The 14,725-nt window shown below is 41.5% G+C and carries 16 protein-coding genes; all 16 read right to left on the bottom strand.

All coding sequences use genetic code 11. The features are described from left to right. Window positions 1-18 precede the first annotated feature (18 nt). Genes ASG46_RS12575 through flgG form a run of 16 tightly spaced genes read right to left on the bottom strand, consistent with a single transcriptional unit; the run spans window position 19 to window position 14,711 of the window. Complete coding sequence (locus ASG46_RS12575; protein ID WP_024720362.1) at window positions 19-2,046, bottom strand: chemotaxis protein CheA; 2,028 nt, start codon at window positions 2,044-2,046, stop codon at window positions 19-21. 5 nt (window positions 2,047-2,051) lie between these two features. After that, window positions 2,052-3,134, bottom strand: coding sequence for a protein-glutamate methylesterase/protein-glutamine glutaminase (locus ASG46_RS12570; RefSeq protein WP_008344775.1), 1,083 nt, complete (start codon window positions 3,132-3,134; stop codon window positions 2,052-2,054). Further along, window positions 3,131-4,036, bottom strand: coding sequence for a MinD/ParA family protein (locus tag ASG46_RS12565; RefSeq protein ID WP_035392057.1), 906 nt, complete (start codon window positions 4,034-4,036; stop codon window positions 3,131-3,133). Before ASG46_RS12565 ends, ASG46_RS12570 begins: the two co-directional genes overlap by 4 nt. Continuing rightward, window positions 4,033-5,151: a flagellar biosynthesis protein FlhF gene (gene flhF, locus ASG46_RS12560; protein ID WP_056704725.1), complete on the bottom strand. Its 1,119-nt coding sequence runs from the start codon at window positions 5,149-5,151 to the stop codon at window positions 4,033-4,035. Before flhF ends, ASG46_RS12565 begins: the two co-directional genes overlap by 4 nt. After that, window positions 5,151-7,184 (bottom strand): flagellar biosynthesis protein FlhA, encoded by a 2,034-nt coding sequence (flhA, locus tag ASG46_RS12555; RefSeq protein WP_008344782.1) that lies wholly within the window; start codon window positions 7,182-7,184, stop codon window positions 5,151-5,153. The genes flhF and flhA overlap by 1 nt, the downstream gene beginning before the upstream one ends. A gap of 29 nt (window positions 7,185-7,213) precedes the next feature. Continuing rightward, complete coding sequence (gene flhB / locus ASG46_RS12550; protein WP_008344784.1) at window positions 7,214-8,302, bottom strand: flagellar biosynthesis protein FlhB; 1,089 nt, start codon at window positions 8,300-8,302, stop codon at window positions 7,214-7,216. After that, entirely contained in the window at window positions 8,299-9,078 is a 780-nt protein-coding gene (gene fliR / locus ASG46_RS12545; RefSeq protein ID WP_007499578.1) for a flagellar biosynthetic protein FliR, read from the bottom strand. The genes flhB and fliR overlap by 4 nt, the downstream gene beginning before the upstream one ends. Window positions 9,079-9,084: 6 nt before the next feature. Beyond that, a complete protein-coding gene (gene fliQ, locus ASG46_RS12540) occupies window positions 9,085-9,354 on the bottom strand; it encodes a flagellar biosynthesis protein FliQ (RefSeq protein ID WP_003211206.1) in 270 nt (89 codons plus the stop codon). 16 nt (window positions 9,355-9,370) lie between these two features. Then, complete coding sequence (gene fliP, locus ASG46_RS12535) at window positions 9,371-10,036, bottom strand: flagellar type III secretion system pore protein FliP (protein WP_007499580.1); 666 nt, start codon at window positions 10,034-10,036, stop codon at window positions 9,371-9,373. Next, window positions 10,029-10,688 (bottom strand): flagella biosynthesis regulatory protein FliZ, encoded by a 660-nt coding sequence (fliZ, locus tag ASG46_RS12530; protein WP_024720357.1) that lies wholly within the window; start codon window positions 10,686-10,688, stop codon window positions 10,029-10,031. Before fliZ ends, fliP begins: the two co-directional genes overlap by 8 nt. Before the next feature lie 18 nt (window positions 10,689-10,706). Beyond that, complete coding sequence (locus ASG46_RS12525) at window positions 10,707-11,069, bottom strand: response regulator (protein ID WP_003212360.1); 363 nt, start codon at window positions 11,067-11,069, stop codon at window positions 10,707-10,709. Between the two features lie 27 nt (window positions 11,070-11,096). Next, window positions 11,097-12,218, bottom strand: coding sequence for a flagellar motor switch phosphatase FliY (gene fliY, locus ASG46_RS12520; protein WP_007499588.1), 1,122 nt, complete (start codon window positions 12,216-12,218; stop codon window positions 11,097-11,099). Further along, window positions 12,208-13,206 carry a flagellar motor switch protein FliM gene (gene fliM / locus ASG46_RS12515; protein WP_007499590.1) on the bottom strand — a complete coding sequence of 333 codons (999 nt, stop codon included), beginning with the start codon at window positions 13,204-13,206 and terminating at the stop codon, window positions 12,208-12,210. The genes fliY and fliM overlap by 11 nt, the downstream gene beginning before the upstream one ends. A 32-nt stretch (window positions 13,207-13,238) precedes the next feature. After that, on the bottom strand, window positions 13,239-13,667 hold the full coding sequence (fliL, locus tag ASG46_RS12510) for a flagellar basal body-associated protein FliL (protein ID WP_007499592.1): 429 nt from the start codon (window positions 13,665-13,667) through the stop codon (window positions 13,239-13,241). Next, window positions 13,664-13,879, bottom strand: coding sequence for a flagellar FlbD family protein (locus ASG46_RS12505; RefSeq protein WP_008344794.1), 216 nt, complete (start codon window positions 13,877-13,879; stop codon window positions 13,664-13,666). Before ASG46_RS12505 ends, fliL begins: the two co-directional genes overlap by 4 nt. A 37-nt stretch (window positions 13,880-13,916) precedes the next feature. After that, window positions 13,917-14,711, bottom strand: coding sequence for a flagellar basal body rod protein FlgG (gene flgG / locus ASG46_RS12500; protein ID WP_007499593.1), 795 nt, complete (start codon window positions 14,709-14,711; stop codon window positions 13,917-13,919). Window positions 14,712-14,725: the final 14 nt, after the last annotated feature.

Raw genomic sequence — 14,725 nt, 5'->3', positions numbered from 1 at the left:
CCGCTCCTCTATTGTTTTTTACTTAATCAGTGCATTACAGTCAACGATGAGTGCAACCTGACCGTCACCTAAGATTGTTGCGCCTGATATCGCAAATACGTTTGGTAGGTAATCTCCAAGTGATTTCAATACAACCTCTTGCTGACCGATAAACGAATCGACCACAAATGCTGTTAGCTTGTCTCCTTTACGGACAACAATAATGTGCAGTTCTTCTTCTAAATCATTCGCATTTGGTACGTTGAACTGTTTCTTCAAGTACACAACCGGTACGATAAATCCACGGAAATCAATGACTTCACGATCATGCGTTTGAAGGATGTCACTCTTCTTAATGACAGCCGTTTCTATAATAGAAGAAATCGGAATAGCAAATGTTTCTTCCTCTAGTTTCACAAGAAGTACGGAAATGATCGATAATGTGAGTGGAAGCTGAATTGAGAACAGTGAGCCTTGACCTTCTGTTGAGTTAATACTCACAGAACCACCTAATGATTCCAGCTTGTTTTTCACAACGTCAAGACCTACACCTCGGCCCGAGATATCAGAAATCGTATCAGCTGTAGAGAACCCTGCTGCAAAGATCAATGAATCAATTTGGTGATCTTCAAGCGTTTCCGCTTCTCTTTCTGTAATAACTCCGCGCTCTAATGCTTTTTCAAGGACCTTTTTACGGTTAATTCCGCCGCCATCATCTTCGACTTCAATGAAGACATGGTTTCCGCTATGATATGCTTTTAAAAGAACAGTTCCTTTTTCTGGTTTGCCTTTTTTCACACGTTCTTCTGGTGATTCAATCCCGTGATCGAGACTGTTTCTAAGTAAGTGTAAGAGCGGATCGCCAATTTCATCGATCACTGTTCGATCAAGCTCTGTCTCAGCACCTTCAATGATCAGTTCAATTTTCTTATTGAGCTCTTTCGTCAATTGACGAATCATACGTGGGAATCTGTTAAACACCGTTTCTACAGGCACCATTCTCATGTTCAAGATGATCGATTGCAGGTCTCCAGAAATACGGGACATTCTTTCCACTGTATCCGTTAGTTCGTTGTTTTCAAGTTCTTTGGCAATCTGTTCTAAACGTCCTCTATCAATGACAAGCTCTTCAAACAGGTTCATAAGTGAATCTAGACGATCGATGTTGACACGGATCGTTTTCGTTCCGCCGGCAGCTGCACCGTTATTGCCATTTGCTTTTGGCGCATCGTTTGCTGGCGCTTTAGCAGCAGGCGCTGCGACTTCTTCATTTTTCTGCTCAGGTTTCTCTGCTTTTGTTTCAGCAGGAGCCGCTTCTTCAAAGGCAGAGACTTCAGAAATCTCCACTTGTTCAACCTCTGAGATCGCTGTCACGATTTTTTTCACTTCTTCCATCGGCTGTTTCGATAAGTAAGAAATGCTGAATTCAGATTCAAAATCTTCTGATTCTAAAAGTTCTGCATTCGGAACCGTTTTGACAACTTCTCCTGCTTCGTTCAGTCTTTCAAAAATCATATAGACACGAACGGCTTTTAATAAGCATGCGTCACTTAATGTCACGTTCAGCTCATAACATTTAAAGCCTTGTTCTCTCGCTTCATCAAGAACTGTTCGTTCAAATTCGTTATAGTCTAGGTCGCTTGCAGCTGATGATGCTTCAGCAGTCTCAACGGCAGATGCTGTTTCTGCATGGCTTCCTGTCACATCTAGTTTTTTACTAATCTCCGTGACATCACGTTTTCCATCCCCGCCCTCTGCAATCGATTGAACCATTGCTTCAAGGTGATCGAGTGCTTCAAACATCGTATCCATTGATTCAGGAGTGACAATCATTTGTTCGTTTCTGATGGCATCAAACATGTTTTCTAAATGATGTGTTAATTGAGCCATATCATCAAAGCCCATCGTTGCACTCATGCCTTTCAGTGTATGAGCGGCTCTGAATATATCATTCACTAGCTGCAAGTCTGTTGGGTTCTTTTCTAATTCAAGAAGTTTTTCATTACAAGTTTGTAAGTGTTCTCTGCTTTCATCTAAAAAGATATCTAAGTATTGGTTTACATCCAACGTGTTCACGCCCTCTCTTTTTTCATGGAGCTTATAATTGCATGTGCGATGTCATCCACATGCCTTGTTTCATGTGCAAGGCCTGCTTTAATGACTGATTTAGGCATTCCGAAAACAACACATGATTCTTCTTTTTCTGCAATGACTTTTGTATGACCGCTTGCGACCATTTTTTTGACACCTTCTGTGCCATCACTACCCATTCCTGTCATAATGACAGCGATTTTCTCGTAACCTTTTATGTTGCTGATGGATTCAAATAAATAGTTAACAGAAGGTTTGTGACGGCTGTCAGTGTCTTCTGGGGACAGCCTGATCACTAAAGCTGCCCCTTGTTCATGAAGTGACATATTCAATCCACCAGGAGCTATGTAAGCCACTCCATTTTTAGCGATGTCTCCATCTTGAGCTTCTTTGATCGTAATTTGTGATAAATGATCTAATCTAGTAGCCAGCGATGCCGTAAATCCTGCCGGCATATGCTGCACAATCAAAATCGGCGCCTCTATGTCTTTTGGCAGCTTCGTGACGACTCGTTGAAGCGCCCTAGGCCCTCCCGTAGATGTTCCGATTGAAATAATCTTTCGGAGTGATGAGCCGCTTCTTACTTCTTGCAGGCGGGGAGCGGCCGCTGGAATTGGACTTGGCGGCTTCATGAACGGCTTAGGAGAAACTTGTTTCTCAGTACGTTTTCTGGACAGGCCTGCCGCAAGTACCCGCTCTACAATTTGACCTCTTACTTTGTGTAAATCGAGCGAAATACTTCCTGAAGGCTTTGTCACAAAGTCAAAAGCACCGAGTTCTAAGCAATGGATGGTTAATTCCTTCCCTTGCTTCGTCTGGCTTGACACCATAATCACAGCAAGGTCGTGTTCAGCCAGAATTTGTTTTAATGCTTCTGTTCCATTTAGAACAGGCATTTCCACATCAAGTGTGACAACATCCGGATTCAATTCCTTAATCCGCTTTAAGGCATCTTCTCCATTTCGCGCCGTTCCGACGACTTCAATTTCTTGCTCGGCACTTAGGAAATCACTGATGAGTTTTCTCATAAAAGCCGAGTCATCTACTACAAGCACTCTAATCATGAGTCCACCTTCCTCCTTTTAAAAAAAGAGGACAACTTATCTATAAACGTATGCTGCTCTCTCTGTGCCTCTCTTATCTGCTGATGATAAAGTGTTTCAGCCAGCATTTTAATGGTTTTACTTAGCCTTGAATGAGGCTGCTTCATATAAAATGGCATTTGTTCAGTGACCGCTTTAGGAACAGCAGGATCATCAGGTACCGCACCAGCAAATACAAGCTTTCGGTGTAGAAATGACGTCACCACTCCTGCTAATTTCCGGTACGTTTCAGATCCTTCCGAAGGGGTTTTACACCGGTTGACAATGATTTGAACAGACTGTTCAAACTGATGAATGGCTAAGTGCTTAATTGCGCTGTAGGCATCCATGATGGATGTTGGTTCTGGCGTTGTCACAACAACCACTTCTCCTGCCGATAAAACAAAAGGGAGTTGATCTTTTGACAAGCCTGCACCCATATCAAAGAATATACAATCAAAGTCATTCAATATTTTCTCCATCTCTTCTAAAAAGAACGACCATTGATCTTTGTCTAAAGAAAATAGCTGTTCAAGCCCGCTTCCGCCAGAAATGTAATACAGATTGTCCGTTCCTTTTGTCATAGCCGCTTGGAAGGATTTTTTCCTAACAAGCACGTCTAATATAGAGCTGGTCGATGTTTTCCCTAGTAAAATATCAATATTCCCCATGCCAAAGTCGAGGTCGATGATGAGCACTTGCTTGCCCGTACTTGCGATAGACAGTGCCATATTCAGCGTCAAATTCGATTTACCTACTCCGCCTTTACCGCTCATGACAGCAATGGTTTTCGCTTGTCCATTCGCACGAAGAGAGTTCGGTACAATCAGTTGGTTCTGCTGAACAAGCTTTCTTAAACCTTCGGCTTGGTCAGGCTTCATCATTGTAAGACCATCCTTGTCAAATCAAGGGGGGAACTCTCAAGAATATCCTCAGGCACATTTTGGCCATTTGTTAAAAACCCGAGCCCGATTTGAGATTCTGCAATGATTTGAAAGATCGTTCCCATCGTGTCTGTTTCATCAACTTTTGTGAAAATAAATTGATCGATTGGAACGTGTTCAAAACGTTTGACCATGGCTTTCATATCTTGATATTTCGATGTCGCACTCATGACGAGAAAACTTTGAATGCTTTCATCAAATGGAATGATATCTGTCAGCTCTTTGATGTACGCCTCTTCTTTAAAGTTACGGCCTGCTGTATCGATGAAAATATGATCATAGTCTTTAAAGGTCTGCTGTGCTTTCACAAAGTCCTCTCTTGAATAACAAACCTCAAGCGGTGCATTTAGCAGTTCAGCATATGTTTTTAGTTGTTCAATCGCGGCAATCCGGTACGTATCTGTTGTGATAAAAGCAATTTTCTTTTGCTGCTGAATAGCCGTTTTCGCAGCAAGCTTTGCAATCGTTGTCGTTTTACCAGCACCAGTTGAACCAAACAGCACAATGTATTTCGAACGAATCATCGGCTCATCAGAAGTGTGAGCCGGCAGCATCCCTGTGAGTAGTTTTTCAAGTTCTTTTTCAATCTGCTCTTCTTTCACAGCACCTTTTGTTAAAAGACCCTTTAAGCATTCATCTCGAATCTCATCATCAAGACCTTGATCTTTTAGCTTTTGATCAATCTTCATGAGAGAATCCGGCAATATCCCAGCATGTCGCTCGTTTCTTGCATATTCTAAAGGCTGAGAATGAGAAGGCGCTGCTTTAACTGCTTGAGTGGCAGCCGGCAGCTCTTGCGTAAGATGTTGAATCTGCTCCTTTTTCGGTAACACCGGGATAGGCGCAGCTGCTGGTTGTAATCCTTTACCGGCTCTTTCTTCAAAATCTTGATCCAGCACTGCAATCACTTCGACCATTTGCTGTTTCTTTAAACCGAACAGCTTTCGTTTGACAACGGTTTTCGAATTTAATATGACGGCATCCTTCCCAAGCTGCTGCCTGATTTGGATCGTTGCCTCCTGCATAGAATTCGCTGTGATTTTTTTCATTTTCATTAGATATCCACCACTCCGATGCTCTGTACTTCCACATTTGCTTCTAGTTCGTTATAAGATAGTACCGGTAAATCTGGGAAATATCTTTCTAACAACTGTTTGACGTACATTCTTATAGGAGGTGAGCATAATAGAACCGGCGTTTCCTGACGAAGCGAAAGCTGTTCAATTTCTCTCGCCACTGATTGAATCACACTTTCAGAGGATTCTGGATCTAACGATAAGTAGTTCCCATGCTCTGTTTGCTGCACGCTGTCTGCAATCACCTTTTCGACTCGGCCTGAGCATGTCACGACTTTCAGTGATTCATTTTCTCTTGCATACTGCGCAGTAATCTGTCTTGCAAGTGCCTGTCTAACATACTCTGTTAGCAAGTCTGTATCAGTCGTTAATTTTCCGTAGTCTGCAAGGGTCTCAAAAATGGTCACAAGGTTTCGAATGGAGACCTTTTCTTTCAGAAGTTTTGCAAGTACTTTTTGGATATCCCCGACTGCTAGTGGATTCGGCGTTACCTCATCTACTAGAACTGGATAACTTTCTTTCAGATGATCGATTAATTGCTTCGTTTCTTGGCGTCCAAGCAGTTCGTGGGTATTTTGTCTAATCTTCTCTGTGATGTGGGTAGACACAACAGATGCTGGATCGACCACTGTATACCCAAGCATTTCAGCCTGATCTTTTTCTGCTTCTGATATCCATTTTGCCGGCAGACCAAAGGATGGTTCGATTGTTTCAATTCCTTCAATCGGATCATCATCAGGCGTTGGGGACATCGCTAAGTAATGATCAAGCAGCAGCTCTCCTTTTGCCACTTCGTTCCCTTTTATTTTGAGCCTGTATTCATTCGGGTTCAGCGCAATGTTGTCTCGAATACGGACAACTGGAATGACAAGACCTAGTTCAAGAGCAAGCTGCCTTCTGATCATGACAATCCGGTCTAGCAGGTCTCCGCCTTGATTGGCATCTGCAAGTGGAATCAACCCGTAGCCAAATTCAAATTCAATGGCATCCATTTGCAGGAGATGAATGACACTTTCTGGACTTTTCATCTCTTCTACCTCTGCCTGTTCTTCCAGTACTTCTTCAATCTCTTCTTGATCCTGTTTGTTTTTCGACATCATGTACGCACCGAGTGCAAGTAAACCTGCGATCGGCCCTGTCAAAAGTACGCCAATTGGCGTAAACAATCCAAGCAGGAAGATCGTACCTGCTGTGACGTAAAGCATGGCAGGGAAGGCAAAGAGCTGACCCGTAATGTCTGAACCAAGGTTTCCGTTAGAAGCCGCTCTCGTGACAACAATCCCTGTCGCTGTTGAGATGAGAAGTGCAGGGATTTGCGACACAATTCCGTCCCCTACTGTTAAAAGAGTAAAGTGGGAAGCTGATTCTTGAATCGACATTCCTTGCTGAATCATCCCAATAATGATGCCAAAAATAATATTGATAATAACGATGATAATACCTGCGATGGCATCCCCTTTAACGAACTTACTTGCACCATCCATCGCACCATAAAAGTCTGCTTCTCTTGCTACTTTTTCACGGCGGTTTCTAGCTTCACTTTCTGTCAGCATTCCTGCATTCAAATCTGCGTCAATACTCATTTGTTTACCTGGCATCGCGTCGAGTGTAAATCTGGCCGCAACCTCTGATACACGCTCCGCCCCTTTGGTGATGACAATAAACTGAATAATGATCAGAATAAGGAAGACAACCAGACCAACGAGTATATTGCCCCCAACAACAAATGATCCAAACGTTTCTACAACCTTACCAGCATCTCCAGTTGATAAAATAGAACGGGTTGTAGAGATGTTAAGCCCTAAACGAAACAGTGTTAAGAGCAAAAGCAAAGACGGAAAAATGGAAAATTGCAGTGGTTCTTGCATGTTCATTGTGGTGAGAAGCACGATAAGCGCAAGAGAAATATTAATAATGATTAAAATACTTAATAGGATGGGCGGAAACGGTATGACCAGCATCGCCACGATTAAAATAACACTGAATAAAACAGATAAATCTCTTGCTGACATGCCTGTTCTCTCCTTTTAAAACCAAAAATTCATAAAATCTTTTGTTTCGTTTTATATACGTAAGCCAAAATTTCTGCGATCGCCTTAAAATACTCTTCCGGCACCGCTTGGTCGATATCCACTTGATCATAGAGGGCGCGGGCGAGTGGCCGGTTCTCTACAGTCATAACATCATGTTCTTTCGCAATTGTTCTAATTTTCAAAGCCAAAATATCCGTTCCCTTTGCCACAACATAGGGCGCGTCCATCTTTTCTTCGTCATATTTCAAGGCAATTGCATAGTGGGTCGGGTTTGTAATGATGACGTCCGCTTTTGGGACTTCCTGCATCATCCGTCTCATGGCCATTTCCCTTTGCCGCTGTTTAATTTTTGATTTTATGAGCGGGTCACCCTCTGATTTTTTATACTCATCTTTGATGTCTTGTTTAGACATCCGTAAGTTTTTTTCATAATCAAATTTCTGATACATGTAGTCAAGCCCGGCTAAGATCAGAAGAGCACCTGCTGCATATAGACCCATAATCAAGGTCATATTTGCCACGAAATGAAGGGTTTCCTCTGCAGTGAGTAGAGGGAGCCGCAAGATTTCGTCAAAGTGCATCCATAGAGCGATAAATGTCGCAAAACCAACAAAACCAATTTTTAAAATGGATTTTAATAGCTCAACGAGTGCTCGAATACTGTATATTCGTTTAAACCCTTTGATTGGATCAAGCTTTTCTAATTTGGGCTTGATCACTTCAGTTGAAAAGAGAAACCCAACTTGTAAATAGTTACTGATGATCCCTGCCAGCATCCCAACACCAAGAATTGGCATGAGGAGGAGACCTGTCTCTTGAAGCAATTCCAAGAATAACTGGTGAATATTAGATGTGCTAACCTTCATTAGCATCGTTGTTGAATAAAAACGTTCAATGAGCGCAATAATACGCTCTTTCATAAAAGGCCCAATAAAAAAGAATGATAAAAAGATTAGTAGAAATGAGATGGCTGTATTGACGTCGGTACTTTTGGCAACCTGCCCTTTTTTACGTGAATCCCGTCTTTTTTTCGGTGTTGCTTTTTCTGTTTTTTCACCTGCGAAAAATTGCAAGTCGAGTCTAAGTCTTGTCGTCATGACGAACCACCGACCAATGCTAAGAAATTCCTCATGGTGAGCACAATCGTTTCAAATGTATTTTGGACGACCCCGAAGATGACACCCATACAAATGATGATCATAATAAAACTCACGCCCATTTTAATGGGAAGTCCAACGACAAATACGTTCATTTGTGGAACTGTACGTGCCACAATTCCTAATGCCAAATCGACTAAAAACAAACTAGCCACAACAGGTGCTGAGATTTGAAAGGCTATGATGAACATTTGGTTGAAGCTCTTTGCAATAAAGTAAGCAAAGGATTCACTACCGAAGTTCAGCGCATACTGATCAACTTGAATATATTGAAAACTGTAATAGATTCCATCAAGCAGCAAATGATGTGCATTTGTTGCCAGCATCAGTAGCAAGGTCACCGTATAAAAAAACTGCCCCATCAGCGGCGTTTGCGCCCCTGTTTGTGGATCAATAATATTGGCGATTGCAAAACCCATTTGAAAATCGATGAATGAGCCGGCAATTTGAACTGCGGACACCATGATATATGCAATCAGTCCAAGAAGAAGTCCGACCATTGCTTCTTTCACGGCAAGCATCATGTAAAGACCGTCGATATCGAGTGCTGGCGGTTCTTTAATGGTGCTAAAACTAATGACAGCCAAAAACAGTGAAAAACCAACTCTGTGAACTGCTGGTATCGTTCGATGCGCTAATAGCGGCACTGTCACGAAAAAAGCGGTGATCCGAATGAAAACGAGAAGAAAGGCAGGAAATAATTCTATGATTGACATCTCTGATTAACCTGCAAATCGATCTAAATTCGAGAACAGCTCTGTTGTAAATGACACAATTGTTGAAAGCATCCACGGACCAAACACAACAAGTCCAATGAGCACTGCAACAATTTTTGGAATGAACGCAAGCGTCTGTTCTTGGATTTGGGTTGTCGCCTGAAACACACTGACAATTAGTCCCACGATTAGTGCGAGCGCTAGAAGCGGCCCGCTGACAAGTAATACAACATACACTGATCTTTCAGCCATCGTAATGACAAATTCTGAACTCATGTTTTAAGCACCTACTCTAAAAGCTTTGCAGCAAAGATTTAACAATCAAATACCATCCATCAACTAATACAAATAACAATATTTTGAAAGGGAGCGATATCATAACCGGCGGAAGCATCATCATCCCCATCGACATCAGGACACTTGCGACCACCATGTCAATAATTAAAAATGGAATAAAGATCATGAAACCAATTTGAAATGCCGTCTTTAATTCTGAAATTGCAAACGCTGGTACCATCGCCGTTAAGGGAATATCTTTAATCGATTCAGGGGTATCCATTTTTGCGTAACTAAGAAATAAAGCCAAATCTTTCTGTCTCGTATGTTTGCTCATAAACTCTTTAATTGGCACTTCGGCTTTTTCATAGGCCTGATTTAACGTAATATCATCATTTAAAAGCGGCGTGAGTGCCTCTTTATTAATCTCTGAGAACGTGGGTGCCATAATAAAAAATGTGAGAAACAAAGCAAGTCCTACAAGCACTTGGTTTGGCGGCATTGAGTTGGTTGCAAGTGAAGTTCTAACGAACGAAAGAACAATCACAATCCGTGTAAAACAGGTCATTAAAATAAGAATGCCTGGTGCAACTGAAAATACAGTTAACAATAAAAGAAGACGGACAGATGTGCTAATATTCCCTGCGCCACTGGAATTAAATAAATCGATAAACTCATTCATTTTGTTTCGGGCCTTTCTTTCTGACTTCTGATTGGGTCTTTTTCAATTCGGCTAGCTGCGCCTTTAAATTGGCTGAAAAAGAAGAAGTGGTCGGCTGATCGTGTTTCTTCACTTGCGATGTTAATTTTTGCATCATTTTCGGTAAGTCAGTCTTACTTTCCATCGCTTCTTCGTATTGTTTCACAATCGCTTCGCATTCTTGTTCATCATCGATTTCTTTTAGCAACTGGATTGAGTCTGCTACGCCGACAACTAATACTCGTTTGCCCACTTTGATCAGCTGAACTGAACGATTTTGACCAACCGTCGTTCCGCCAATATTTTCAACATAGCGAAATGGCTTGAGTAAGCGGTTTTGCTTTCCAACAAATCTCACCAATCCGTAAATGAGCAGGATGACAAAAAGTAAGGCACCAATCATTTTGACAAAATCCATAATGGAGACAGAAGAAGAGGGAACTTCTTCTGCCGGATTCGTTTGATTGTCAGTGGTTTTCTTTTCTGTATCCTTTTTGCTTTCTTTCTCATCTTTGAGCCAGTCATTCACTGTGCCATTTTCAGGATCTTTTGTTTCAGCAAACAGTGAGGCTGGCTGCGCTGTCAAGAAAAGCATAAAACTGATCATTGCTATACATATCAAACGTTTTTTCAACAAGTCTTACACCCTTTTTTAGCCTAACGTTTTATTAATTGCTTCAAGTACACGGTCTGCCTGGAATGGCTTCACGATAAAGTCTTTTGCACCTGCTTGAATGGCATCAATAACCATTGATTGTTGTCCCATCGCTGAGCACATAATGATTTTTGCAGAAGCATCGATTTGTTTAATTTCTTTTAATGCTGTGATCCCGTCCATTTCTGGCATTGTGATATCCATTGTGACTAGATCAGGAGATGTTTCTTTAAATTTTTCAACAGCTTGTGCGCCGTTTTCTGCTTCTCCTACTACATCAAATCCGTTTTTTACAAGAATATCCTTAATCATCATTCTCATGAATGCTGCATCATCTACGATTAATACCTTAGTAGCCATTTACTTATTCTCTCCCTATATGTTTGTTTATTTTAAATTAGAAAGTCTTTCAGACTGACTTAAAATGTCAGTCACACGTACACCAAAGTTCTCATCAATGACAACAACTTCTCCTTTGGCGACGATTCGTTTGTTGACCAGAATGTCGACTGGCTCACCTGCAAGTTTGTCCAGTTCAATGATACTTCCAGCGGAAAGTTCAAGTACTTCTTTCACACTGCGCTGCGTTCTTCCAAGCTCCACTGTAATGGAAAGTGGAATATCCATCAGCATATCAAGATTACCGAGCTGACTTGTTGTATGCTGAGGCTCACTAAATGCCTCAAATTCAACTGGCGCCACATTGACAGGTTCTGCCGGCTTTGGCTTCGCCTGTCTTTTCGGCGGTGCCGATTGCTGCATAGGAGCAGATTGTGCTTGCGGAGCAGCCTGCTGTGGTTCAGGTGCACTCTGAGGTGCTTCTTGAACCGGCTCTTCTTCCGCTGGGTCTGTTAATTCTGCAATCAAATCTTTCGCAAACGTAATAGGGTAAAGCTGCATAATATTTGAATCTATGAGTTCACCTATCGTTAATCTAAAGGACACTTTGACAAGCATCTCTTCAGCTGGAATGCGGTCTGTGCCTTCTCCTTCTTTCACATCAAGCAACTCAACGCGAGGCGGAGAAATATCAATCTTTTTATTAAAGACTGTTGACATGGACGTCGCTGCTGAACCCATCATTTGGTTCATCGCTTCTTGTACTGCACTTAAGTGAATTTCACTTAACGACGGGTCAGCATTTGTTCCATCTCCGCCCATCATTAAATCCGCAATGACTGCCGCATCGGTTTGCTGGATGACAAGCAGGTTACTAGCGCTGAAGCCTTCCGTATAATTCACTTCAATGGCGACATACGGATGAGGAAATTCCTCATTCAGCTTGCTTTTTTGAATCACTGTGACAGTTGGAGTTGTAATCTCCACTTTTTGACTTAATAGGGTTGAAAGTGCTGTTGCAGAGCTTCCAAATGATATATTTCCGATTTCCCCAATGGCATCTTGTTCCATTGCAGAAAGGAGTGTATCAGGCTCTATATCGTCATTGCTGCCTCCTTTAAGGAGCGCATCGATTTCATCTTGTGATAATTTACTTCCGTTATTCTCCATCTTCTTCACCTCTTATGTCGTGATCTAGAATTTGAATCGCCTGTTTCCGATTCACGCGGCCGGCCTGTCCCAAGAATTTCGGTTTATTTCCGACCATAACAGTAAGAGGCGCATTTACTGGTTTGTCCAAGGCAATACAATCACCAATTTCCAAATTCAAAAACTCTTCCACCGTCATTTCCGATTGTCCAAGCTCTGCGACTACCGGTATTTTCGCCGTCATAATCCGTTTTTCAATGGCCTTTGTTTCTTCTTTTTTCGGTTCATTTCGTTCCGATTGCATCCAGTAGTGTACAGACAGCTTCGGAATAATAGGCTCTAATACTACGTGAGGAATACAGAGATTAATAACCCCGCTTACCTCACCAATTTGTGTATTAAGAGAAATGACGACAACTGTTTCGTTTGGTGACACCATTTGAACAAACTGGGGATTTACCTCGAAATCTGCCATTTCTGGCTCGATGTCGGTTATGGACTGCCACGCTTCTCTGTAGTTTTCCAAAGCTCCCTCAAACATGTTTGAGATAATCTTTGTTTCGATTTCTGTCAGTGATTCTGTCTTATTATGACTAATGCCAATCCCACCCATCAGCCTATCCATCATGGCATAGCCAATCGTTGGGTTCACTTCAAGCATGATTCTTCCTTCAAGCGGACTGACGTAAAATAAGTTTAATAATGTCATATTAGGAATCGAACGAATAAATTCTTCATATGGCACTTGGTCAACCGAGCTGACAGAAATTTGAATATATGATCTTAGCTGCGCTGAAAAGTGTGTGGTAAGCAGTCTAGCGAAGTTATCATGAATTCTTGTTAAACTTCGAATCTGGTCTTTTGAAAAGCGCAGTGCACGTTTAAAGTCATACACTTTCACTTTTTTCGTCGTTTCTTCTTTTTTCAGCTCTTCTGCATCCATTTCGCCTGTTGATATGGCGGATAATAATGCGTCGATCTCATTCTGGGAAAGCACTTCTCCTGACATTTCTTCACCTCCATCGTGTCAATTAATCGCCTCTATTGCAGATTAAAGGAGGTTATATAAACTTCTTTCACCTTGCCATCTTGCAAATAGTTATTCACTTTGTTTTTGACCTGTGTTTTAAAATGTTCTCTGCCTTTTTTGCCATCAAGTTCATCTGCATTCGTGTCTGATAAAATATCGATCACAGCATCTTTCACTTGGAAGCTTCTTTTTTCAAGCTCTTCTTTGGCTTTTTCTGAATCTGTTTCAATATTTAGTACAAGTTTAACCGCATTTCCTTCAGATTTTAAATTGGTCACAATCTCAGGAATTTCAACAGAAGCTTTTACGACTTCATCTGCTGTTGGCTCTTTTTCTGCTTTTGCTTCGTCTGACCCATTCACCAGAAAGACAATACCTGCTCCAATTCCGACGATAGCAATAATCATGATTAGCATTACTACGACTAATTTCTTCTTCATTCAAACTCCTCTATTCCTTGATTCAATGAAATGACTTGGATTTTTCTATAGAAAGAAATGATTTTCTCCTGAAGCTGCTCTTCATCTTCTTTCACAACGAATTTCTTTCCATTGGCGAGTGTAATGGTCGTGTCTGGAAAGCTTTCGATTTGCTCGATATGGAGAGCGTTGAGCATAAATCCTTTGCCATTTAATCTTGTCACTTCAATCATATTAAGCAGAGAAGCGATAAACCGCTCCCCCTACCTCCTATCGTTTCAGATTCACAAGTTCTTGCAGAATTTCATCAGATGTTGTGATCGTCTTTGCATTCGATTGGAATCCACGCTGTGCGATAATCATTTCTGTAAACTCGTCTGTTAAATCAACGTTTGACATTTCAAGTTTACCTGTTTGAAGTTCACCTGTTCCTTGAGTTCCAGGAGCCATGGCATTACTTGGTGCACCGGAACTGAGTGTTTGGCGATATAAGTTATCCCCAACTTTATCTAGTCCTCCTGCATTACTGAAAGACACAAGTGATACTTGTCCAACAGTACGAGAAACGTTGTTCTCAACTACAGAAACGGTCCCATCTGGCCCAACACTAACACTTGACACATTGTCTCGTGGAATGTTGATTCTTTGCCCATCCATCCCAAGAAGATAGTTTCCATCAGATGTTATCAGATCCCCATTTGAATCAGGTTTGAAGTTCCCTGTTCTTGTAAATAGGATTTCACCTTGCTTTTCAATACGGAAAAATCCATCTCCATTAATATAGAAATCATATGGTTCGTCTGTATTTTGAGAAGAACCTGATGTCATGATTTTATCAATAGAAGATAAAGCTGATCCTAATCCAACTTGTTTTGAGTTGATTGAACCAGAGTTATTCGTCGGTCCACCAGAACTTGCAATGGTTTGACTGACCATATCTTTAAACGTGATACGGCTTTTTTTGTATCCGTGTGTATTGACGTTGGCTACGTTATTGGCTACAACATCTAATTTTGTTTGGAAGTTTTTCATTCCGCTAATTCCTGAGTAAAGTGAGCGTAACATTTATTTTCCTCCTC

The sequence above is a fragment of the Bacillus sp. Leaf49 genome (assembly GCF_001426125.1).
Taxonomy (GTDB): Bacteria; Bacillota; Bacilli; order Bacillales; family Bacillaceae; genus Bacillus; species Bacillus altitudinis.
The sequence above is the reverse complement of the archived record's forward strand: the minus strand, read 5'-3'. Positions and strand labels throughout refer to the sequence as shown.

What these genes read in the sequence shown, in the direction of transcription:
- fliM (WP_007499590.1), bottom strand. Translation starts at nt 13,206, where the DNA reads ATGTCAGGAGAAGTGCTTTCCCAGAATGAGATCGACGCATTATTATCC.
- flhB (WP_008344784.1), bottom strand. Translation starts at nt 8,302, where the DNA reads ATGACGACAAGACTTAGACTCGACTTGCAATTTTTCGCAGGTGAAAAA.
- ASG46_RS12505 (WP_008344794.1), bottom strand. Translation starts at nt 13,879, where the DNA reads ATGATTGAAGTGACAAGATTAAATGGCAAAGGATTTATGCTCAACGCT.
- ASG46_RS12565 (WP_035392057.1), bottom strand. Translation starts at nt 4,036, where the DNA reads ATGATGAAGCCTGACCAAGCCGAAGGTTTAAGAAAGCTTGTTCAGCAG.
- ASG46_RS12570 (WP_008344775.1), bottom strand. Translation starts at nt 3,134, where the DNA reads ATGATTAGAGTGCTTGTAGTAGATGACTCGGCTTTTATGAGAAAACTC.
- flgG (WP_007499593.1), bottom strand. Translation starts at nt 14,711, where the DNA reads ATGTTACGCTCACTTTACTCAGGAATTAGCGGAATGAAAAACTTCCAA.
- fliQ (WP_003211206.1), bottom strand. Translation starts at nt 9,354, where the DNA reads ATGAGTTCAGAATTTGTCATTACGATGGCTGAAAGATCAGTGTATGTT.
- flhF (WP_056704725.1), bottom strand. Translation starts at nt 5,151, where the DNA reads ATGAAAATGAAAAAAATCACAGCGAATTCTATGCAGGAGGCAACGATC.
- flhA (WP_008344782.1), bottom strand. Translation starts at nt 7,184, where the DNA reads ATGTCAGCAAGAGATTTATCTGTTTTATTCAGTGTTATTTTAATCGTG.
- fliR (WP_007499578.1), bottom strand. Translation starts at nt 9,078, where the DNA reads ATGTCAATCATAGAATTATTTCCTGCCTTTCTTCTCGTTTTCATTCGG.
- fliY (WP_007499588.1), bottom strand. Translation starts at nt 12,218, where the DNA reads ATGGAGAATAACGGAAGTAAATTATCACAAGATGAAATCGATGCGCTC.
- fliP (WP_007499580.1), bottom strand. Translation starts at nt 10,036, where the DNA reads ATGAATGAGTTTATCGATTTATTTAATTCCAGTGGCGCAGGGAATATT.
- ASG46_RS12525 (WP_003212360.1), bottom strand. Translation starts at nt 11,069, where the DNA reads ATGGCTACTAAGGTATTAATCGTAGATGATGCAGCATTCATGAGAATG.
- fliL (WP_007499592.1), bottom strand. Translation starts at nt 13,667, where the DNA reads ATGAAGAAGAAATTAGTCGTAGTAATGCTAATCATGATTATTGCTATC.